The organism is Kribbella sp. NPDC051936 (assembly GCF_040680955.1).
Lineage (GTDB): Bacteria > Actinomycetota > Actinomycetes > Propionibacteriales > Kribbellaceae > Kribbella.
This window is the reverse complement of record NZ_JBFAXS010000016.1, coordinates 16,993-38,418: the sequence shown is the minus strand read 5'-3', so window position 1 is coordinate 38,418 and position 21,426 is coordinate 16,993. Positions and strand designations below refer to the sequence as shown.

General features: G+C 65.9%; 16 protein-coding genes. 1 reads left to right on the top strand and 15 read right to left on the bottom strand.

The window, feature by feature from the left end; genetic code table 11:
* Positions 1-209: 209 nt before the first annotated feature.
* A complete protein-coding gene (mobF, locus tag AB0L64_RS39700; RefSeq protein WP_363718130.1) occupies positions 210-3,809 on the top strand; it encodes a MobF family relaxase in 3,600 nt (1,199 codons plus the stop codon).
* A 211-nt stretch (positions 3,810-4,020) separates the two neighbouring features.
* Here mobF and AB0L64_RS39695 read toward each other — a convergent pair whose 3' ends face one another.
* The 15 genes from AB0L64_RS39695 to AB0L64_RS39625 all read right to left on the bottom strand — a co-directional run bounded on the left by AB0L64_RS39695 (position 4,021) and on the right by AB0L64_RS39625 (position 21,261).
* The gene (locus AB0L64_RS39695; protein ID WP_363718129.1) at positions 4,021-4,869 is read right to left on the bottom strand and encodes a hypothetical protein; all 849 of its coding nucleotides are present in this window, start codon (positions 4,867-4,869) and stop codon (positions 4,021-4,023) included.
* 549 nt (positions 4,870-5,418) lie between these two features.
* Entirely contained in the window at positions 5,419-5,799 is a 381-nt protein-coding gene (locus AB0L64_RS39690; protein ID WP_363718128.1) for a hypothetical protein, read from the bottom strand.
* On the bottom strand, positions 5,796-7,544 hold the full coding sequence (locus tag AB0L64_RS39685; RefSeq protein WP_363718127.1) for a TraM recognition domain-containing protein: 1,749 nt from the start codon (positions 7,542-7,544) through the stop codon (positions 5,796-5,798). The genes AB0L64_RS39690 and AB0L64_RS39685 overlap by 4 nt, the downstream gene beginning before the upstream one ends.
* 4 nt (positions 7,545-7,548) lie before the next feature.
* Positions 7,549-8,952 (bottom strand): ATP-binding protein, encoded by a 1,404-nt coding sequence (locus AB0L64_RS39680; RefSeq protein WP_363718126.1) that lies wholly within the window; start codon positions 8,950-8,952, stop codon positions 7,549-7,551.
* Positions 8,952-10,388 (bottom strand): SCO6880 family protein, encoded by a 1,437-nt coding sequence (locus AB0L64_RS39675; RefSeq protein WP_363718125.1) that lies wholly within the window; start codon positions 10,386-10,388, stop codon positions 8,952-8,954. Before AB0L64_RS39675 ends, AB0L64_RS39680 begins: the two co-directional genes overlap by 1 nt.
* Positions 10,385-11,587: a hypothetical protein gene (locus AB0L64_RS39670; RefSeq protein WP_363718124.1), complete on the bottom strand. Its 1,203-nt coding sequence runs from the start codon at positions 11,585-11,587 to the stop codon at positions 10,385-10,387. The genes AB0L64_RS39675 and AB0L64_RS39670 overlap by 4 nt, the downstream gene beginning before the upstream one ends.
* 14 nt (positions 11,588-11,601) lie before the next feature.
* Positions 11,602-11,913, bottom strand: coding sequence for a DUF6112 family protein (locus tag AB0L64_RS39665; RefSeq protein WP_363718123.1), 312 nt, complete (start codon positions 11,911-11,913; stop codon positions 11,602-11,604).
* 11 nt (positions 11,914-11,924) lie between these two features.
* The gene (locus tag AB0L64_RS39660) at positions 11,925-12,470 is read right to left on the bottom strand and encodes a CHAP domain-containing protein (protein ID WP_363718122.1); all 546 of its coding nucleotides are present in this window, start codon (positions 12,468-12,470) and stop codon (positions 11,925-11,927) included.
* Entirely contained in the window at positions 12,467-13,171 is a 705-nt protein-coding gene (locus AB0L64_RS39655) for a hypothetical protein (RefSeq protein WP_363718121.1), read from the bottom strand. The genes AB0L64_RS39660 and AB0L64_RS39655 overlap by 4 nt, the downstream gene beginning before the upstream one ends.
* Before the next feature lie 99 nt (positions 13,172-13,270).
* Positions 13,271-14,008, bottom strand: coding sequence for a hypothetical protein (locus tag AB0L64_RS39650; RefSeq protein ID WP_363718120.1), 738 nt, complete (start codon positions 14,006-14,008; stop codon positions 13,271-13,273).
* A 49-nt stretch (positions 14,009-14,057) separates the two neighbouring features.
* Positions 14,058-15,128 (bottom strand): toprim domain-containing protein, encoded by a 1,071-nt coding sequence (locus tag AB0L64_RS39645; RefSeq protein ID WP_363718119.1) that lies wholly within the window; start codon positions 15,126-15,128, stop codon positions 14,058-14,060.
* Positions 15,125-16,018 carry a hypothetical protein gene (locus tag AB0L64_RS39640; protein ID WP_363718118.1) on the bottom strand — a complete coding sequence of 298 codons (894 nt, stop codon included), beginning with the start codon at positions 16,016-16,018 and terminating at the stop codon, positions 15,125-15,127. Before AB0L64_RS39640 ends, AB0L64_RS39645 begins: the two co-directional genes overlap by 4 nt.
* A gap of 89 nt (positions 16,019-16,107) precedes the next feature.
* The gene (locus AB0L64_RS39635; RefSeq protein ID WP_363718184.1) at positions 16,108-16,962 is read right to left on the bottom strand and encodes a hypothetical protein; all 855 of its coding nucleotides are present in this window, start codon (positions 16,960-16,962) and stop codon (positions 16,108-16,110) included.
* A 156-nt stretch (positions 16,963-17,118) separates the two neighbouring features.
* The gene (locus tag AB0L64_RS39630) at positions 17,119-17,394 is read right to left on the bottom strand and encodes a hypothetical protein (RefSeq protein ID WP_363718117.1); all 276 of its coding nucleotides are present in this window, start codon (positions 17,392-17,394) and stop codon (positions 17,119-17,121) included.
* 372 nt (positions 17,395-17,766) lie between these two features.
* The gene (locus AB0L64_RS39625) at positions 17,767-21,261 is read right to left on the bottom strand and encodes a DUF4020 domain-containing protein (protein WP_363718116.1); all 3,495 of its coding nucleotides are present in this window, start codon (positions 21,259-21,261) and stop codon (positions 17,767-17,769) included.
* Positions 21,262-21,426 lie beyond the last annotated feature (165 nt).

The following is a 21,426-nucleotide window of genomic DNA, read 5'->3' as shown; positions in this document are numbered from 1 at the left end:
ATAGATGAAGATTCAATGACCTGCTAGAAGTTCACCTGACTGGACACGCTTTTGCCTGCCAAACAACCTCATCCTCACTGGCACACATCTGGCACTTGAGGAGGCAGGTGTCGAGCACCGTGGGATTCGGTTCTCTGGCGGCTGTCTCGTTGAACCGCCATGGAACGTAGAAGGCGTCGCCAGAATCGCTCGTGCAGTCGAGGGCGAGCATGCTGACCATCCACCGATTGACTGCCGGAGATGGCTACAAGTATCTGCTGCAGCACATCGCGTCTGGCGATGTGGACCGCAGCAGAGCTACCCCGTTGACGACCTACTACACGGCGTCCGGATACCCGCCTGGGCGGTGGTTGGGTGGTGGGCTTAGTGGGCTTGGAGCCGGTCAGCTCACACCGGGAAGCGAGGTCACCGAGGAGCAGATGGGGGCGCTTTTCGGCCGTGCCCATGACCCGCTGACGGACCGTCCTCTGGGTCGTCCGTTCCCCATTTTCAAGGGGCCGTCAGAAAGGATCCACGACCAGATCGGCGGGCTCGACCCTCGCCTGAGCGACTATGAGCGGCAAGTCGAGATCGAGCAGATCCGTCACCGTGAGATGCGACAGAAGTCGCGACAGGCGGTTGCCGGATTTGACCTCACCTTCTCCCCCGTCAAGTCGGTTTCTGCGCTCTGGGCAACCACCGATGTCGGTACCCAGGAACAGATTGTCGCCGCGCACCGCGAAGCGATTCGCGACGTCCTGGGGTTGATCGAGCAGCACGCAGCCTTCACCAGAACTGGTGAACATGGCGTTGCCCAGATCGACATACAAGGTCTGATCGCCGCGGCCTTCGACCACTGGGACACCCGCAGCGGCGACCCTCAGCTTCACACCCATGTGGTGGTCGCCAACCGCGTGCAGGGCCTGGACGGCAATTGGCGCACGCTCGACAGCCGAACTCTGCATCACTCGACCGTGGCGATGTCCGAGATCCACAACGTGCTCCTAGCCGACAACCTGAGCGGGCGGCTCGGCGTCGACTGGGAGCTCCGAGAACGAGGGCCTCAGCGAAACCCGGCGTTCGAGATCGAGTCCATACCCGATGAACTGATCCGAGAGTTCTCCGCCAGAACTGAGCAGATCGAAACCAATCTCGCGGCTCTGCTGGACGAGCGCGGCGACCAGATCCACCCACCCAGCCGTGGCGAAATGTACGTCCTACGTCAGCAGGCCACCCTCATGAACCGCCCGCCGAAACACCTGGCCCGCCCGCTTGCAGCACTCATGGCCGAATGGCGAGCTCGAGCTGATCAGGCAGTCGGCTCCGATGCCGTCATCGCCATTCAGCGTTCACTCGAACAGGTCGGGGGCCGCCTACTGGCCGCCGCCGACCTCAGTCCCGAGACCATCGAGGCGTACGGCACCGCGACCGTCCTGACCATCCAGACCAAGCGCGCAACCTGGAACCGCTGGAACCTTCTGGCCGAAGCGGCGCGCCAGACCCGACTGCTGCGCATCGTCTCGTCCAACGAGCGTCTCGCCGTACTTCAATCCATCGTCCGGTGCGCCGAACGCCACTCGATCAGCCTCAAGGCGCCAGACCTCGTCGCCGCCCCAGTGACGCGATCAAGTGGCGAGAGCGTGTTCACGATTCACGACACGCAGATCTTCACCTCCCCCGTCATCCTCGGCGCAGAGTCCCTCCTCCTCGAGCTCGCCCGAGACTCCGCAGGACCGACTATCCCGGCACCCCCGAGCGTCGGCCTGAGCGCCGACAAGATCCGGGCTCTCCACCGGATCGCGACAAGCGGGCAGAGACTCGAGGCACTCGTCGGCCCTGCCGGAACCGGCAAAACCAGCCTTCTATCAGCCCTCACCACTAGTTGGGAGGTCGCTCACGGCGAAGGCTCGGTCGTCGCGCTCGCTCCGTCCTCTGCCGCCTCGACGATCCTGTCCGACGCGATCGGCATCCCGACTGAGAACATCGCGAAGTGGATCTACGAGTCCGCCGGCCTCGGCGCCGAGCAACGCCGAGAGGTGATCCAGCGGACTGAGTATGCCGCGAGGCTCGCCCATCGTGCCCGTCGTACACGTCGCCACCAGCGTCTGACCACCCAACTGGCTGCGCTGTGTGCAGACCACGACAAGTGGAGCTTCCGCGCCAACCAACTCATCATCGTCGACGAAGCCTCCATGGCGAGCACCATGGAACTCGCCACTCTTGCCCGCGCGGCCAACACCGCCGGCGCCAAACTCCTGCTCGTCGGCGATGACGCCCAGCTCTCTGCGGCCGATACCGGCGGCGCCTTCCGCCTGATCGCCAAGGACACCCAGGCTGCCGAACTGACCGACGTCTGGCGCTTCACGAACACGTGGGAGCGCGACGCGAGCCTCACCCTCCGCCGCGGAGAGCTCGCCGCGATCGACGCGTACGACGGCCAGCATCGGCTGGTTGCCGGCTCCAGCGAAGCGATGGAAGATGCTGCCTACAAGGCGTGGCACAACGACACTCACCGCGGCCGAGCGAGCCTGCTCATCGCCTCAGACAACGCAACCGTCGCCCGACTCAACGCCCGCGCTCGCCTCGACCGCATCACCAATGGTGAAGTCGACCCTGAAGGCATCGAGCTGCACAACGGCAACCATGTCGGCCTCGGCGATCGCATCGTCACCCGCCTCAACAACCGCCGCCTCTCCTACGGAGCCAAGAACTACGTGAAGAACGGGGACCACTGGACCGTCATCCAACACTGGCCTGACGGCTCGCTCACCGTCGAGAATCACACAGGCGAATCCGTCACTCTGCCCAGCGCCTACGTCCAGAAGTCGGTCGAACTCGCCTACGCCACCACCGCGCACCGAGCCCAGGGCTCAACCGTCGCCACGGCCCATCTAGTCGTCACCAACCAACTCACCCGCGCCCTGATGTATGTCGGCATGACCAGAGGCCGCGACGCCAACCACGCCTATGTCGCCACCCACCAATCGACCACAGACCTCCACGAACCGCACCTCGAGCAAACCATGCAAGACGTCCTTGAAGCCGTCCTGAGAGACCCCGGCGTCGAACAATCCGCCCACGAAGTCATGCGCGAAGAACTCGACAACGCCATGCGCCTGGACCGACTGGTCCCGATGCACGAGTACCTCTGCCAACTGGAAGCTCGAACGCGGTACCGCCCAGCAGTCGCCGCCTGTGGCCTCGACCCGGCCGACCAAGCGGCTCTCCAGGCGTCCGCGGCCTTTGGGGCACTCGTCGCGGAACTTCGCCGCGCGGAGTCGATACAGCTCAGCGTGGCCGACGTCCTGCACCGCGCTGTGATGCAATCATCCGTGTCCGACGCCCATGACATCGCGGCAGTGCTCCATAGCCGAGTCGAGCGCCTCGTCGCGAGATCACAGATCCGTGCCGGCCGCCGGCCTGGGCTCGTCGCCGGGCTCGTCGTACCTGCAGCAGGCGCCACCGATCCGACGCTGCTCCCGGCGCTGCGCGAGCTAGAGAGTCAAATCTCCGACCGCGCCGACTGGCTTGCACGCCAAGCCTCCACCGAGCGTCCGCGGTGGTACGACGCCTTCGCCAGCGCTACCGCTCAAGATGCGGAGTCGCTCCAATTGCTGCGCGAGATCGCCGCTTACAGAGACCGGTACCAGATTCGCGAGCACACAGTCCTCGGCCCTGCTCCCACGCAGACTCAGACGGGCAAGCACCAACATCACGCTCGCCTGGTCGCCCGGCTTAAGGAATCATCGCCGAACGAGACCAAATCAGCCTCACACTCCCCCGACCATCACTACCGGGAACTGCCGAAGCTGACACCACGCGACTTGTAGCGGGCTGCTGTCGATCCTCCATGTTGCCCAGGCCATCGGGTCCAGTGACCGGCAACGAGCGCATATTCGAAGTGTGCGCCGTCCGGCTACGCGTTGAGCGAAGGCTGCGGGCCAGTCCTCACTGACATCACCGACCGCTGACCCACCCGACCGCCACCCGAGCCCAGCCGGGAGCTCCTACCCTCCTGCCTGTCGGTTGGGCTGCCGGATTTCAGGCCGGGGTGATCGTCGGGTCGAGGAGGAGTAGGCCTTTAGGGAGTGTGTCGGCCCAGACGGCCAGTTCGGGGGTGACTCGGACGGGTTCGGCTGTGGCGAAGGGTTGACCTTGGGGGTCGGAGTTTCCGGTGCCGAAGGACTCCAATCGGCACTCCTGGAAATGGGCAAGGAGGAAGTCGCCGACCTCGTCCAGCTGGGCGCCGGTGAAGCGGCTTCGGACTACGCAGAGCTGATCCGGGAGGCTCGGGGACAGCCTGCGGGTGACCGCTTCGACGTCGGTGGCGGCTACGACGAGAACTTCCTGGTCTTCCGAGGGACGGAAGATCGCCCGATGGACCATCGCCCCGGACGATTCCAGGTCGCGGATATCCAGGTCCAGATCCGAGACCGCGCTGTGCGGCCTGCCCTCGTTCCAGACCACATTCTGTGGCCAGCCCCCGGGAGGTGGCGGGCATGGTGGATGGGTCCTGTCCGCACGTGGGCGTGGAGGCGGGCCGTCCGGAGTCTGTGTCTCGACCTCGATGCTCTCGTCACCGAGCCATACCTGCTCACCGGGGGCAGGGGCATGCCACCTCCCGACCACCGTGATGTGGCCCAGGACCTGATTCGGGCCGAACTCGGAGGGGACGGCCGCTGCGTCGGCACCGATCAGCCGGATGGACAGATCCGACTTCCAGCCGGGCGGTTTGATCGTCAGATCGTGGACGCGTTGCAGGTCGAGCCAGTCGCCGTCCGGGCCGGAGACGAAACGGCCGGAGGTGCGGACTCTGTCGCCCGGCTGGAAAACCAAGTCTCTGGCCGCCATGCATCCATGATGACCAGAAGTCGCTGAGAAGTTGATCATTTGCCCGAGTCACACCTCGGATGCCGGTCGCACCTGCCGATGTGCGCCGTTGACACGGGGCGGAAGTGGTCCGGTTTGCCTGTGCAGTTCACCCAGATCAATAGGCACCGCGTAGTCGATCTGCCACGGGTCGTCGACGGCAGTCTTAGCGCCAGGCACGCAACATGGCCGCGCGGCCGCCAGGAATCCTTGTGCTGGATGAAGCTACAAATTGCCTGGTCGTCGATAAGGCTGGCCGTTACATCGACGCTGCCTGGCCGCCAGGATGGTCCGTAGGCCTCCGCGATGGCTCGATCGCACTGATCGACGCTGACGGACAGACGTTTGCCAAACTAGGTGACTCGGTGTCACTCGGTGGCGGCCATTTCCTGGCATCGGTCGCCCACGCGACATCATGCCTCGGCACCGAGAAGGTCTGGGCAGTCGCCGCGGGCCCTTGGTCCCGGCTCTGTAGTTGGGAGCTGACCACCGGTCGAGCTCGGCCAGTCGGACCATCAGGCGGAGGCTGCCGCTTCCAATTCCGGGCCGTGGGCTGTCGCCTTCTTGATGTCAACCGCCGTTCGCCTCTGGTCGGTGCGACGTTCGGCTGCAGCCTAGAAGCGAACTCCAGTCACGCAACCGCCGTACCGCAAGAGTCAGATCTCGGTGGAAGGCGACGGGTTCTGCGGGGGCGGCGTCGGGTTGGTAGCAGGATTCCCAGAAGGTGCGGAGGGCGGAGAGTTCTTCGACGATGGCGCCGTGGTGGGGCCAGCAGGGTGGGATGACCTTGTGGTCGAGGTTGTAGCGGGTGGTGGCCCAGGTGACCCATTCGGCGAGGCGTTCTAGTTCTTCGGTGGTGCTGGTGGGGTCGAGGTCGCGCCAGCAGACGACGTACGGGTCTGTGGGCGGGCCGAAGGCCAGGGCCCGGGCGAGGTCGTCGTCGGGGTTCATCGGAGGAGAGCTCGGCCGATGCTATTTCGGATTCGGTCGGAGTCGGGGCGGTCGGTCCATGGTGTCATCGTCAGCAGGATGGGTGGGGCGGTCCTGGCCAGGAGGACACCGGTGCCGAAGGGAAGGGTGCGGATGACGTCGGGCGGCAGGATGGGGATTCGGCGGGTGCTGGTCGATGTGGTGCGTCCGCCGTCAGGGCCGCGGCTCCAGTTGCGGATCTCTTCGTCGCGTTCGCCGCAGACGGCGGCGAGGTCTTGGAGGTCGCGGGGTTGGGCGGAGCCGCCGAGGATCAGGCGGAGGGTGGCGGCGTCCCACATGGCGGCTGCGGCTTGTTCTCCCCAGCGTTCGCGGGCTTGCGCCAGGGATTGGATGACGACGTGGGTGGAGATGCCGGTGCCGCCGCCGTCGGCCATGAGGCCGGGCAGTGAGGGTACGGCGCAGAGGTTGGCGATCTCGTCGAGGACCAGTCCAAGGGGCGGTTCGAGCCGGCCGCCGGGGTTGTGGGCGGCGAGTTGGCGGGCTGTCTCGGTGATGTCTTCGAGTAGGGCGGCGATGAAGGATGAGGTGGCGCTGGCGCCTGCTCCGGTGCCAAGGAGGTAGATCGTGCCGCGCTCGCGGATGAACGAGGCAGGTTCGAGGCCCTGGCCAGGTGGTGGGTCGAAGGAGCGTCGTACGGCGGGGTCGGCGAGTGCGGACAGTGCCGAGCGGACGCCGGCCCAGATGGCATCGCGAGTTCGGCCGTCCATGCGGACAATGCCGTCGAGGGTGTCGCCCCAGCCTTCGGCTGCGTTGTCGGATCTGTTGAGGATGGTGACGGCTTCGGTGGCCGAGGCTGGTTCGAGGCTCCAGCGGTAGAGCTGGTCGATGCCGCTGTCGTCGAGGGCAGCGGCGTGCAGGAGTCCGCGGAGTGCCATTTCGGTTTGGCCGTGCCAGAAGGCTCCGTCGGTGACTCCGCCTTTGGTGAAGCCGGCGCCAGCGGCGAGGCCGCTTGCGCGGACCATGGCGGTGGTTGGGTTCTCGCAGCCGCGGACCGGCGACCAGCGGATGCCTTCGGCACGGCCGAGGCCTTGGGGATCGAACACGGCGACTGGGCCGATATCGCGACGCAGCTCGAGCGTGGCAGCGAGGTTGTCCGGTCTCGTCGACGTGGTGACGACCGCGCCTGGCGCGTCAATGATGCCGCCGATGATTTGGTGGAGACCCTTGCCCGAGCGGGGTGGGCCGACGTCGATGCGTGAGTCTTCGACGGATGCCCAACACTCGCGTCCGCGGGAGCGGCCGAGCAATGTGCCGACTTCGCCAGGCGACCTCGAGGGCGCCTGCGGCCTGGCCGAGCGTCCGCGTCGAACGACTTGCCGGCGACCGACCGCGATTTCGACTTCTGCTCCAGTGGCCAGGCCAGGTCGTGCAGCGAGCGCGCGTCGCCGGCTCGCGTGGCTGGAGCGTCCCCGCCACAGCCGAGCGACGAGCAGCCCGACCCCGGCCGGGACAGCGATGACAACCGCCAGGGTGGTCCAGTAGGGCACCGGAGCGATCTGCGCTGCGGTTAGTCCGAAGGCGGTCGCTGGGTTGCCCGGATCTAGCACGACCCACAGGGCGTCGATCCACGGTGAATTGACCCAGTGGCCAGTTGTGAGCAGGCAGACCAGGCCGCCCGCGAGGTAGAGGATGCCTGCGCAGAGGAACAGGATTCCCGCGCCGACGATCAGGAGCTCGTTGAAGTCGCGGGGTGGTCGTTGGTTCATGTCTCTACATCCGAGCGTCGGTGTCGAAGAGTTCGACTTCGCGGGCATGACGGACGAGCTGGACGACGAAGGACCGGTTCGGGAGCCGCCAGAGCGCGCGCCCCTTCGGCAGCTTGGCGATCGTTGCTATCTCGACGTCGGTGAGGCCGAGCAGACTAGCTGTGCGGGACAGCTGATCAGGCTCTTGTCGAAGCATGATCCTGGTCGAGCAATCGGCTAGCAGACCTTCGGCGAGCGCGCGAGCTTCGGAGCCAAGGTCACCGACGGCGGCGAGGTCGGACAGACGGTGGACGATCAGGACGTTCGAGACACCCCAGGCCCGCGACAGCTTCCACTGCTCCTGCATGCGGCGCAGTAGGGCGGCGTCGCGCATGACACGCCAGCCTTCGTCGTACACGATGTAGCGGTTGCCGGCGGCCGGGTCAGCCACCGCGGCTTCCAGCCACGACGCCGCGCAGGCCAGGGTCAGACGGAGAGCCTCGTCGTTGCCACCGCCTCCGAGCCAGGACGTGTCGAGCGTGACCATCGGCAAGGCTGGGTCGAACTCGGTCGTCGAGGGACCGTCGAACATTCCGGACAGGTCGCCGTGCACGAGGCGGCGGATCGCATGCGCGACCTCGCGGCCATCGTCGACCAGAGTGGTCCGGCGTAGGCCCGCGCGCTCTGCGAAGGCCGAGTCCGGGGTGAAGAGCGCGACGACCATGTCGGGGATGGTCGGCGTCGCGACCTGGCTGCAGACGGTGTCGAGTGCCAGATCGAGCGCGGTGTGCTCCACGGCAGCCAACGGGCGACCGAGCGTGGACTCGGCGAGTGTCCCGAGCAAAGCGCGACGCCGAGACCAAACGATTCTCAGCCATTCGTCGGGCTCGACTGTCGCGGGCTTACGGCCGGCGTCGAGGGGGTTGAGCCGGGTCGCGAGTCCAGGTCCGAGTTTGATCGTGGCTCCCCCCATCGCCTCGGCGACCGCAGTCCACTCCCCCTTCGGATCGCACGGGACATACGCCTTGTGGCCGAGGGCAAGGGAACGCGTGATGAGCGCCTTGGCCGTCGACGACTTGCCACTGCCGATGACCCCTGCCAGCAAGACGTTGGGATTGGTGATGACCCGGCTCTGATAGAGCACCCACGGGTCGTAGACGAAAGACCCGCCGCTGAAGACGTCCGATCCCATGTACGTGCCGTCGGCACCCAATCCACCTTCGGCCAGGAACGGATATGCGACTCGAAGCACCCGGGTCGTGGCCCGATGCGTGTCGACGCGCAGCCTTCGACCGCCGCCGGTCCCCGTCTCGGCCTCGATCGCACTGGGCTGCGGTCGCGCGGGCACGTCGTACCTCGCCCGCCGATTCGCGCGCCTCGTAGCGCGGTCGGCGCCCTCGCGCTCGTAGTACACGGAGTGTCGAGCCATCACAGGCCGACCCCGAACGGCAGCGCCGCAGCAATAAAGCCTTCCAACTGCTGTCCGACCAGCCGGCGCAGATCGAGAAGTGCCTGCGAGGCAGCGATCTCGATCTCCATGCAGGCGTCGTCGAGCGCCTCCTCGGTGTCGGCCGAGACGACGAGCAGGCCGAGCCACCGCACGTCGCCGTGGCCGGCCGCGAGGTCGCGTTCGCGTTGGGCCACGTCGGCGTCGAGCTGCCGGTCCTGTTCGGTCTCCAGTTGCCCGATCCGTGACCGTGTGGCGCGATCGCTGACGCGCTCGACCTGATGTCGTCGCGCATCCCGCAGCGCCTTGGCCATCGGGATCGGCTGCAAGACCAGCGTGAACGTACGCCGGATGCCTGGCTTCAGCAGCAACGGACTCAGGAACGACGGCGTCGCGCGGAGCCGCGGCCACTCGGTGACGACGTACACCCGATGGAGCGAGGAGTCGGTCCGGAGCCGATCCCAGGTCGCGTCGACGGCCAACGGTCCGGCGTCGACCGGGTCGAGTGCCTCCGGGTTCGGCACCGTCCTCGTCGCCGCCGGGTCGAAGGCTGTTCGCACGCTGGACGCGATGTCGCCGGCGGCAAGCCATGAACCAGCGACTCCGGCAGCGGCGAGGGACGTCTGGAAAGCGCGAGCCTCGGACTCGAGCACCGCCGCTGCGCCGATCAGGCCACCGCCATGTTTGCGGACCTCACGTCCGACGGTGTCGAGATTGACCGCGAAGCTGAATAGGGTCTCGTGCTTGGCCGCGGTCGGCGCGGCCTGCGCGAGCAGATCGGTGTAGATCGCGCCGGCGGGCGTACTGGAGTCGAGCTTGCGTGTCTTGGCCCATTGACCCAGCTCATCGGCGGGATCGGGGAGTGTGCGTTCGAGGATCTGTGCTCGTGCGATCCGGTTGCTCTGGCACAGACCGGCGATCAGGCGCCCGTACGCCGCAACACGACGGTCCTGCTCGTCCGCGTTCTGCAGCAGATGTGCCGGACCTTCGATTCGCGCGACCGCGACCAGGCGTCGACGCCGCGGATCGTGGACGATGCCGACCCCTGCGACCGTCGTCAGAACCCGCATCGTCCCCGTCTCCCCCGGCAGCTGAAGCCTGCCATGCTGGCGCGGCTCGATAACGCGAGCCCGGTATGACTGCTGACCGCGAAGCGATCTCCACACATGCACAACACGGAGTACGAGCCATCGATACATCGGAAAGTCTTCTGCTCGACCGAACGCGACTGCGACACAGGTCGCTGCCGTCAGCAGTCCGCCGAGCCTCGCGACCGGAGAAACCTGACTGACGAAGGACAGCGTGACGACGCCGATCGCTGTCAAAAGCAGAGCGATCTGCACCGGTCGGAGTCCGAGCAGCACGGCGTGCTGCTCGGGGCGGGGGAAGCGGGTCGAGAGCGTGTCGGGGTTCGTCATCGCGCCCCACCGTCCTGGCCATCACTGTGGTCGGGTCGCCGTTGCTCATGTTCCTGGCCCGGTCGAGCAGATTGGTCGACCCACTCCTGGGTAGTGGAGCCGGCATCGGCGGGCGCTGTTGCAGGCGACGAGTCCGGCTCAGCGTCCGTCCCGGGCGGCTGATGGTGAGAGGAATCCTCGCCCGCAGTGTCGGGCGTCGCGTCACGAGACTCGTTGCTTTCACCGACGACAGGACCAGGCCCTGACTGGCCTCGCGATCCGGCGAAGTCGAACGCTGCCCAGCGCTGAGCCTGTTCCAGGCGGTCCTTGACTGCCGACGCGCCGGCTGATCCTTGTTGTTCCGCGTACAGCGCGCTTTGCCCTTGATCGCCTGCCCAGTGAATGAACGAGTAGGTCGCCAGCGGCGCGAAGGCGGCCATCGCGAACAACAGCGTCCCGACCAGGAACGTGCCGAGACTCGAGTCGCCGGCCTCGTTCGTGTTGCCGATGGCTGACAGTCCCAGGGTGAAGATGACCGCCATGACGATCTTCGAGAACAGCAACGCTCCGACGACCTCGATCCAGCGACGCAGCCAGTGCCGGGTCGCCGTCCAGGTCCAGCTGGCCAGCGCGATCGGCGCCAGTACGACGAACGCCACCAGCGCCACTTCCCGGATCAGCATCACGAAGTACAACGCCATCGTCGCGAGGATCGCGAACTCGATCGCCATGATCAGGAATCCCCCGTTGGTGGCGTGACCGAGCACCCTGGTGATGTCGACGATCCGCCGGAACCCCTGAACTGTTGCCGGATTGTGGCCGAGGATCGCCGAGGAGATCTGATCGACCATCCGACCGCTGGCAACGACCACCGCGATCGCGAACGGCACGCCGGCGGTCCCCAGAAGGGCTCCGAACACGGCTGATCCGAGGCGGGCTGGCTCTCGTCGAATCGCGGCCGCCGCACACTGCAGGACAAACGCGATCACCAGGAGGGGCAGCGAGATCGTCACGATCAGGTCCAGGTTTTCTCGCCACCACTTCTGGTTGAAGTCAGGTGTCGTACTCGCGCTGAACTTCTCGAACACGTTGATCGCCATGTCCGTGAGTCCCTTGGCCAGCCAGTTGGCGATGAAGTTCCACGCCGTCCCGCCGGCCGCCTCTCGACCAACCGCCTCGACGCAGCCTGCTGGATCCAACAGGCAGTCTTTCCAAGCCATCGATTCGTCCCCACTCAGCCGAGTCTGATGCCGCTGAAGAAGCCGATCAGGGCATTGGCCGAGCCGATCAGGATCGCCGCGGCCAGCGACGCCAGGACACCGGTCCGGCCCTTGCTTGCGAAGTGGGCGTTGCCGTTGATGTTGCCCAGAGCCCATGCAGCCGCGGAGATGATCAGAGCAACCACGCACGCGATAAGCGCGAACGTGATGGTCGCGCCGGCGAGCGTGCGTACCGCGGGTAGGCCGGGCAGGCCGTCGATGTTCGGGGTCACGCCGGGGTCCTGCATGATCACCAACTGACGAAGTATTGCGTTGCCTGCTAACACGTCGATGTCCTTCAGGTTGTCGAGTAGATGGGCGGTGCCCAGCCGAGGTACGTGACACCCCACTGGGACTCGATGCGGGCGAAGTCGACGAGGTAGACCCCGCCCTCGCCGGGGATGGTGTCGCCGATGTCATTGGAGACGATGCGGTCCTCGCCGACATACACCGCGACGTGGCCGTACGGCCCGCCGGTTTCCCAGAACACGAGCGCTCCGGTTGGCGGTTGACGGTCGCCGGGACGTGCGTTGTTGGTCGCAACCATCTGGCGCCACTGTTCGGCGGCCGAGAAGTATCCAGCGCGAGGGCGGCCCCAGATGTTCGCGGCCAGCCGTGCACAGAGTTGGTAGTAGCCGTGACCGCCGACCAGGCGCAACGCGCGGGCTACGGCCTCGTCTGCACCCGGAAGCTCGCCTCCGACGTCAGCGGGCGTCTCGCAGGTCCTTTGCGCCGGTGTCGCGGCGCAGGTGTCATCGGTGCCGCCGACCGCGAGGGCGATCGGCGCCATCACACCGACGGAGCTCGCCAGCAAGGCGGTAGCGAGTGTCGCCCTGATGATCACGGCGAGACCTGTGCCGTCGCAGACCAGAACCTGCAGGTTGGTGTGCAGACCACGGCGACTGCGGCCTGCCGGTCAAGGAACCTGGTGTCGGCATTCGTGATGACGGTCTGCGTGCCGTGGACGACATACGCGTGCCAGCCGGTTGGAACCCGGCCGTTGGTGGCCATCGCCTCGAGCTCGGGCGTCACCTGAGCGGTGACCCCGTTTACGACGGCGCGAGCCTTCTGCGACTCCAGTTGGTCCCACTCGGTCCGCTGCGGCAGCAGGCTCCGGGCAACCTGTGGTGAGGTCGACGCCGGATCAGCAAAGGCGCTGACGGCTTGCTGCCAGTCGGCGTAGCCGTGCAAGGAAGTGTCGTAGGTCCAGATCGCCTGGGCATAGGCGATGGCGAACTCCTGCGGATCGGTCGTCGCTGGCGGCGTCCAGACCTCCAGCTGCGTCGGTGCCCCAGCGGTGAGCGTTTTGCCGCTCGACTCGGCCGGCTTCTCGTCTGAACGCTGCCGGCCTGCGACGAGGATCGCGAGCAGCGCGACCACGCCAACGACAGCCAGGATCCCGACCAGGATCCTGGAGCGGCTCGATGACTTCACCTGGGTTCCTCTCTTGCAGATCTCGGTACGGCGCAACGCCGCGGAGCCGACGACCGCGATCAGCTGCGGGACGATCCACGCCGCCATGAACAGGTGGGACGCGAGTTTCACGGGCGTTCGGCAACACTGGACGAGCAGGTGATGGCTGGGCCGCCGGAGATGGATGTTGGTCATGCCGGGTCTCAACGGTTGAGGCCGGGAGACTTTTCGTCAGGCGGCTTGCGGTGCTGACTCGAGCCACGCGACACCGGCCGCTCGGCGGTGGCCGAGGCGGCTTGGTCCGCCGAAAAACCGCTGGTCACGACCCGATGCAGCCTGGATCCAGCGCCGTACGAGGGGATCGTCGAAGACCTCATCCGGAGCTTGCCCCAGAGCGAGCCGAGCGAGCGCAGACGGCCTACCGGCTCCACCTCGTAGCAGCCAGGCCATGCCTTCCGCCTGTGCCGCCGTCGCACGCGCTCGCTGGAGGCGCTTGATGATGGCCGCGCGATAGTACGGCGGCCCGTCGGCTGCCACCCGGATAAGCCGCCGACCAACCGGTGCCGGCAGTCCCGCCGCTTCGAGCTCGTACGCGATCTTCTCGAGATGGGGCCCGAGAGACCAGCGCTGCGCCGGAGGCTGTTCGGGGAAGCGGTGGGTCAGGTGGTGCCGCCGGCCATGCAGAACGTCGGAACGGACCGCGTCCATCAGGCGCCACCGAACCAGGTTCGCCAGATAGCCCCACGACACACCGTCCGGCGGCGCCGCGGCCGCCAGCTCAAGGCACCGCTCCCAGGCGATCGCTCGTGCCAGCTGCTCCGCTTCGTCTCGACCAAGCGCAGCTCGCAGCCGGCTCGACAGCGGTACGACGATATGCGACTCGATCTCCTCGGCCAATCGCCGCGAAGGCTCCGTCGCCCACCCCGAACGAGCCGCCTCCGCGATCAGTTCCTCCAGGTCAACGTCCATGCCTCAAATCTGCAGTCAGCTGCCCCGATCCAGAACCTGGATCCCGGAATCAAGGACTCCTGGAACAGCCCGGCGGATCGACCTCGACCTCTGTCATCTCGCAACCTAGGCTCTGCCGACGGCGCGGTCGATGCTCTCGGCATCGACCAGCCACTGCTACGACCTCGTCAGACACAATCCGCGCATCCAGATCGACGGCGCGTGCGAGCCGCGCTATCGCGCCGGCGACGCGCCTCGACGGCATGCTCGCGACCAGCGGAGCGACGGCTCGCACGGCGTTCACCTGGCCACTGAGATGATCAAGCACGTTTGCCCACCTCGACAGCTCGACCTCGACTGCGTAGTCCACCAGCGGGCGCGCCGACGAGAGCACGTCCCGCAACCCGGCTTGACCGGCGGCATGCAGCGCCGCTGGATCCTGCCCGTCCGGAAGGCGTGCGAACAGCACCTCGTCGAATACCTCCGACAGCGCCGGAAGGCTCCGCACAGCACCCATGCGTCCACCGAGGTCGCCGTCTAGCGCAACGATGGCCGCACCGGATCGCGAGTACGATCGCGCGATTAGGGCCTGTTCCCGCGTGATCGCCGTACCGCAGCTGGCCGCGCCCGCCCACGCTTCTCCGGCCAGGTCGACAGCCGCAGCATCCATCGTGCCCTCAACGAACACCGGAACCGCACCTGCCTGTAACCGGTCGACTTGAGCGTCAACCCCGATCAGCGTGCGCGCCTTGGAGTAGATCGCCGTGTTCCGGGTGTTCAGGTATCGCAATCGATCGCCCGCGGCCCGTCCGATGAACCCGGCCACGCGAAGCGTCTCGTCGTGCGCCGCGAACATGATTCGGTCCCGAAACCGGTCGACCAGGTAGCCGTTGCTGGTAACGAATGCCAACCCGGCCGCCAGCATCTCCCCGTCTCCGAATCCTGCGCGGCGCAGATGGTGGACCAGCCGGGACCAGCCGTCAGGCGCGTAGCCCACGCGCCAGCGAGAGTCAGGGGCTAGAAGCGCGCCGAGGCTACGGACCCGTAGATGGCCGGCGGCCCAGCCGCCAGGCAATTCGTTGAGTTGGTGTCGATAGAACGTCGCGGCTTCGGCATGAGCGGCGTACAGCCGATCCTTCACAAGCCTGGTCCATCGTCTGGTGACTCTGGATCACGGGCGCGCTCCGTGGTGGGCACGTCACCGACCCGATAAGTAAGTACTGGCCGAGCTGTGGTCAGCACGTGGTTGATGATCTGAGGACCGGACTTTGCTGCTCCGATCGCGGTCAGGCTGTGCGGCAGAACGACCGCTCGCACCCGGTCGTAGTACAGCGCCAGATCGAACAAGTAGCCCGTCGTCAGCTTCTGACGATGCTCGCACCCGCTGGCGATCACGATCGCTGTGTCGCCCAGGCTGAACTTGCGCAGCATCCTCACCTGAGCCGTCGACAACCCGTCGCCGAGAACTGGAATCGCCGCCCACTGGCCTCCGGAGTGCCGACTCATGCGCGACATGGCGATGGCGTCCATCGGGTCGTCCACAATCACCGGAGCCGCGCCGCCTCGCAGAAGGTCGATCTGCTCCTCTACGCCGGTCAGGGCCATCGACGCCTGGTGGATCGCGGTCGGAGGACTCGCTGTCTGAACCTCACCGTCGCTCGCGATCCCGATGAACCCCGTTGGATGCAGGTGCGCATCTCGGGCCACGAACATCAGCTGGTCGCGGAAGCGATCCGCGACACTGCCATCGCCGGCGCGGACGGCCAGTCCTGCTGCCTCCATCGTCGAGTACGCGACGTTCTGCGCGGCCAGGTGATCGACCAAGCTGGTCGATGCTTCTGGGGCGTACCCGACCTTCCACGGCGAGTCCTCCGACAGGACCTCTTCGGTCCGCGATTCCTTCAAATAGTCCAACGGCCACCCCTCTGTTGCTCGAAGCAACTTGCCGCGGAAGAATTGCGCCGCGCTGACAACGGCCTCCAGCGACCGTCGACGCTCTTCCTGCGTGATGACAGACCCAGGACCATTCACCGAAACCTCCGAAGCCGAACCAATTCGGCTTCGAAGGTCCTCTCGGAGCGCTCACGATCGAACCCGGATCAGGACTTCCAGGAAGTCACTCAGAGCCCAGGTCCAGACCCGGGCGGATCGAGACCGACACTCCTCAATGCGGAATAGCCGCTGCCACTCACCCTGTACGTCATCAACGGCCGCGACCTCAGCAGTAACTCGTTGACCCGTACCGCGCCAGAGTCCTTCTGCGCCATGCCAGCTAGCGACTCCCCCTGAGGCAGCGCGACCGCCCTCACTCTGTCGAAGAAGAACGCAAGATCCAGCAGATAAGCGGCCGATTGATTCCGTTCCTTCTCACTGCCAGCCAAGACGACCACCACCCTGTCGCTCGTGCTGAACTGGCGCAGCATGCTTGCCTGAGCCGTCGACAGGCCGCCACCACACACCGGAATCCCAGCCCACAATCCACCCGTCTGCATGCTGACGTTCGAGATCGCGATCGCGTCGACAGGTTCGTCGACGATCACGGGAACCGCGCCGCCGGCGAGCAGATCAAGCTGCTCCGCCGTTCCGACCAGCACATTCGACGGTCGATGAATCGCCGTCAGACCGCTCGCCGTCCGCGCGACACCATCCGATCCGATCCCGACAAACCCGACCGGCGACAAGCGGCGGTCGTGCGCGATGAGCATCAACTTGTCGCGATGCTGATCGACCGCATCACCATGCTCGTTCCAAGTCAGCAGCCCCGCTCGCGCCAACGTCCCGTATCCGAAACCCTGCTTGTGCAAGTGGTCAACCAGATTCGACCAGGTTCGCGGCGCGTACCCCACCATCCAAGAAGAGTCCGTCGACAAGACCGACTCTGCCCCATGCGCCTTCAAATACTCCAACGGCCAACCATCTGTTGCCCGAAGCAACTCCCACCGGAAGTACCGCGCCGCAGCCGCATTCGCCTCCATCAACCGCCGCCGCTCGTCACCCGACAGCCCAAACCCCTGAGAATTCACCAAAACCTCCGAAGCAGCATCCACTACTGACTGCCTCGAAGCTCACCGCCGCCGTACGATCACCAGAACCCGGAACCCGACATCAAGGACACCGGCCACCGACGCAGATCACATCGCACTCAAGCCATGATCCTTGTCAGGCTCATCCAACATCGCATGCGTCGACACAGCGTCGCGCTGCCCGCGTGCGACTGGACGGTCGCGCTCACCGGGCCTCGGCGGCGAGTCCGCCCACAGGCCCGCCGAACGCGCCAATTGCGCTCCGGCCGAATCGATTGCCTCGTCGATCAACTGAATGAGACGCCGAACACTCCACGCACCATCCTCAGGCACCTCGTCAGGCCGCGAGAGCGGCACACCGCCAGCCACATCTCGGTCATCCATGCGACCGAAGATCGCGCGCGGGACTTGGCCCCGGAACCTGGAAAGCAGATCCCAGGATGCGGCACCGCCCTCTGGACGACCTCCACGTAGCACGGAGTCGGTGCGTGCAGCCGTGCCGGCGACAATTTGCAGCGCACCGGAGGGTCGTGCAGGCGCCACGATCGATGAGATCGGCCCAGACCACCTCGTACGTTGCCAGATTCGCCAGAGCGTCGTCGTACGCTTCCCGACAGGCTCGCTGTTCCTCCACCGCCTGCCGGGTAAGCGACAGACTCGTTTGGCTGTGTCAAGGCGACTTGCTGTTGCGATGTGTCCACCTTGTAAGTGAGTTCGACCGCAGAGACCGCTTGGTCGGTGTACTGGAATGGGGCCTCAGCCGGTCAAGGGGACTCTCAGCCGGACGGCCTCTTGCCGGATTGTGGCCAGGTCGGCCGCGTCTGCTCTGCCGTACAGGACACTCACGATGCCTGGTAGTTCGTGGAGGCTCCAACAAGGTCCCTTCGTGCCCTTGAGCAGGTGGGCGATGAGCTTGCCGAACGCCCGCGGAGCCCGCTGAAGCCGGTCGTCGGCGAGGCGATCCAGTACGACGTCGTGCTCGAACAGCCCGGCCGGTCTGGAGGTTGCGAGGACGACGGCTTCGTCCGCCGACTCTGTCAGGTAGACGGCCCAGCCGGCCATCGCCGACGCCTCCGCCTGGGTCAACGGCAACGGGATGTCGTTGAGCCGATCGTGCCAGTACTGCCTCATCCAGCGCTGCCACTGTTGTTCGACGGCAGCCGGTTCAAGCGTCTCGAGCAACCAACTGATCCGGTCTACCCATTCGCGGCGGAGCTCCGCGCCAGCCCGCCGCACGAAGACACGCAGCCAACCAGTCGGCCTGATCTTGCTGTACAGGGCAATACTGGCGATGTGGTCCGCCAGCTCGCTGGACAGCTCGGACGGGAGCGCATCGAGATGAGATGCGGTGTCGAGATAGCCGTCCAGAAGTCCGTGGTCGAGAAGCTCGTCGGTCCATTGTCCGGCATGCAGGAACACTTCCCACAAGCGCTGGGCCCGGGCCTGAGTCGACCACGCGAACAGCGGAAGCAGCTCTGACTCACACCAAGTCCAGTCTGCTCTTGAGATGAATCGCAGACGCGACGCCAGCACGACTTCTGCCATCACGCCAGGTGCATCGTCCGCCTCGAGCATCAGCTCAAGCTCCAGCCGTGTCGCCTCGGGGATCCCGGCCCACTCTTCGCCAGCAGCCCGCCAGTCACTCGCGATCGCGTGCATCCAGAACTCAGCCAGTCGTCCGTGCGTGTTGTTGACGGCTCGCTCCAGCCATCTGCCCGCAGGCGGCTGTGTGTCATCAATCGCGAGTTCGGCGGGGGAGGTGTGCCAGATTCGATGAGCGAGCGTCCTGGCCTGTGAGAACCGGTGCCACTTCGTTGGATTCAGCTCGCTCTGGCCGCCGTCGGCCAGCATGCGGCTCAGCTCATCGGCAACCGCTGTGACGTCGCACTCGCCGAGTCGGTGCAAGATTCTTTGCGCTGTCGCATCGTCGGCATCGGCGATCGACCATCCGCCTACCACGGCGGACACGATCGCAGACGGCATTGTTACTTCGGCGTCCAACAGGACGAAGCCATCGCTCGGCCACTCTCGCACCGTCTGAACCAGCAGCTGTCTCGCGTCACTCCAGGTCGGACCATCGTCGGGAAAGACGATGTCCTTGTACCGCAGCATGTCGGTGACAGCGTCCACGGCGTCTGCATCGAGTCGTTGGTGGAGTTCTGACGGCCTCATTGGCAGCTGTTGTTCGACGCGACTGAACTCAAACCGGGGTGTTGGGGCGGGCGACTCGCTCAACGCCAACTCTGGGAACTGTCGCTCCACCTCCTCGAAAGCGCTCCTGGCGGCTGCCATCTCCGCGAACTGCTCGGCCGTCCAGCCCAGCAGAAAGAAGCGGGACTGCCCGTCAAGCTCATCCCCTAGCGCAACAATCTGCGACACCAGCAGTTGCGCCGCGTCCGCGGTCGCCGAAGGCAGCGCTCCCGCGACCAGGCTCAGCACCTCTACCCGAAGGTGACGGTCCTGAAGACGATCCGCGGACAGCAGCCACTGCAGTTTCGATGTGCCATCGACATCAACGCGCGCACCCCAGGTGTGAGCAGCGATGCGACGAAGGATCGGCACCTCGGACGCAGCGAAAGCTCGCAGTACACCTCCGCTGTCGCCGGCGCTGACACACGCCGCGAGTGCGTCCCGCGCGACGTCGATGAGCACGTCCATCGGCTCCACGGGACGCGACGGTCGGTCGTCCTCAGCAATCGTCGCCCGGCGCAACGACACCGGGTCGAACCGCGGTGGACCCGAATCGGTCGCCGCATATAGGTGGTATGCCCGCCGAAGATGTCGTTCAACGATCAGTAGAAGATCCGACGCCGCAGCCGACAGCACGGGCTCGAACAACTTCGCGAAGGCCTCTTCGAGCCAGTAGCCGCTACCCCGGAAGTTCAAGTCGGCGCTGAAGGGCCCGCCCAACCCGTACGACCTTCTCGATCGCACGATCGGCTCGGACAGGTAGTCGAACAGGAGCAGCGCAGCGGACCGCTCTGCGGGCCAACTGGACGCCACCAGCGCGTACTCGAGGAGCGTGAATGTAGCGTCAGGGGGTGCGGTCTCCATGAGCAACACTGGCCACTTCCGGAGCCACGTCGGACGAGGGCCGCCGGGCCCACCTGCGCGATGAAGTGCCTGCGCCAGAGCGGTCCAGAGCGCAGGTCCGATCCGGCCGCCGAAGCTCGTGATGACGCGCAACGCGTCCCCACTGAGATCCTCCTCCATCGCGTAGTACGTCGCGAACCAGTACGCCAGCACATAGGTGCACTCGTTGGCGGGCGACGAGGGGTCAAACAGCCGCCGGAATTCGTCGTGCGCAGTGATCCAGTCGAGCCACGCCTTTCCTCTGGCGAAATCGGTGAACAAAACGACACGCTGTGGGTCAGCAACCACCGCGCTGAGATACGACACGTCCTCCGGAATCTCAGTGGGTGCCGCGGAGAGCAATCGTCGGAGACGATGCTGGTGCCCGAGACTGCCCATCGCGGCGAGCTCGGTCCATCCTTCCAGCGCGGCCGGCAGTGCCGCGAAGGTTCCATCAGCGTTCGGGTACTCCAGCGGCGTGATGCCCAATGTCGTCCACTCGGGCGCACTACCGTTATCCGTGAGTAAGTAGCGTTTCCTGCCAGGCCCGAGCGCACGTGCCAGGTACCGCATCACAACGTCGCTGTGGCTGTAGCCGACGAAGAGCACGGTGAAAGTCGCGAACATCCGCTCGAGAAACCTCGCCGCCCAGGCATCGCGGAGATAAGCGCGGCCGAAATCCTCGGCGGTCAGCACGAGGTGACGCGTCGGCGCACCCAATCGTCCGTGAAGGTAGACGATGCCCGTGAAGTCGTCGCCCATGGGCAGAGCTGGCCCGACATACTCGGCGAAGTCTGCACCCGTGGCCTTGAGCGCCGAGGACAGGTGTAAGTCATAGTTCGTGGTCACGATCCGCACTTCGTGGCCCGCCAGCGCCAACTCCGCGACAGCGCCGTGCAGCCGGTTCGGTCTCGAAGTCCAGAGCTTGAGATGGTCAGCGACACGCCGGTGAACCTCGACGCCCTTGTCTGCCAGGTCCCCGAGGAACCAGTCAAGCTGCACCCCGGGCGGCGGCGCGGAGCGCTCAGCCTCGAGCGCGACGTCCGTAGCAAGGGTCTTGAAGTCGGGGAGTGACGAAGGCGCGCCCATCGACGCCCCCGCGCCGACAAAGATCACCAACTCGCCGGCTCGGTGCGCATCGATCAGCTCGGCCGGGAACTCAACATCACGGATCCTCATCGGCACCGATCCTATTGCTCCAACCTCCATCCGTCTGGCATGTCGCCGACCGCGCTGCGGGCGTCAGGTCGGCAGGCGGCAGAGCCGCGGACGCGCGGCGACGAACTCGACAAGCAGCCTGGCCGGTCATGCTCGACCTGCGCGCCTTTACACCCGCCTGGATCA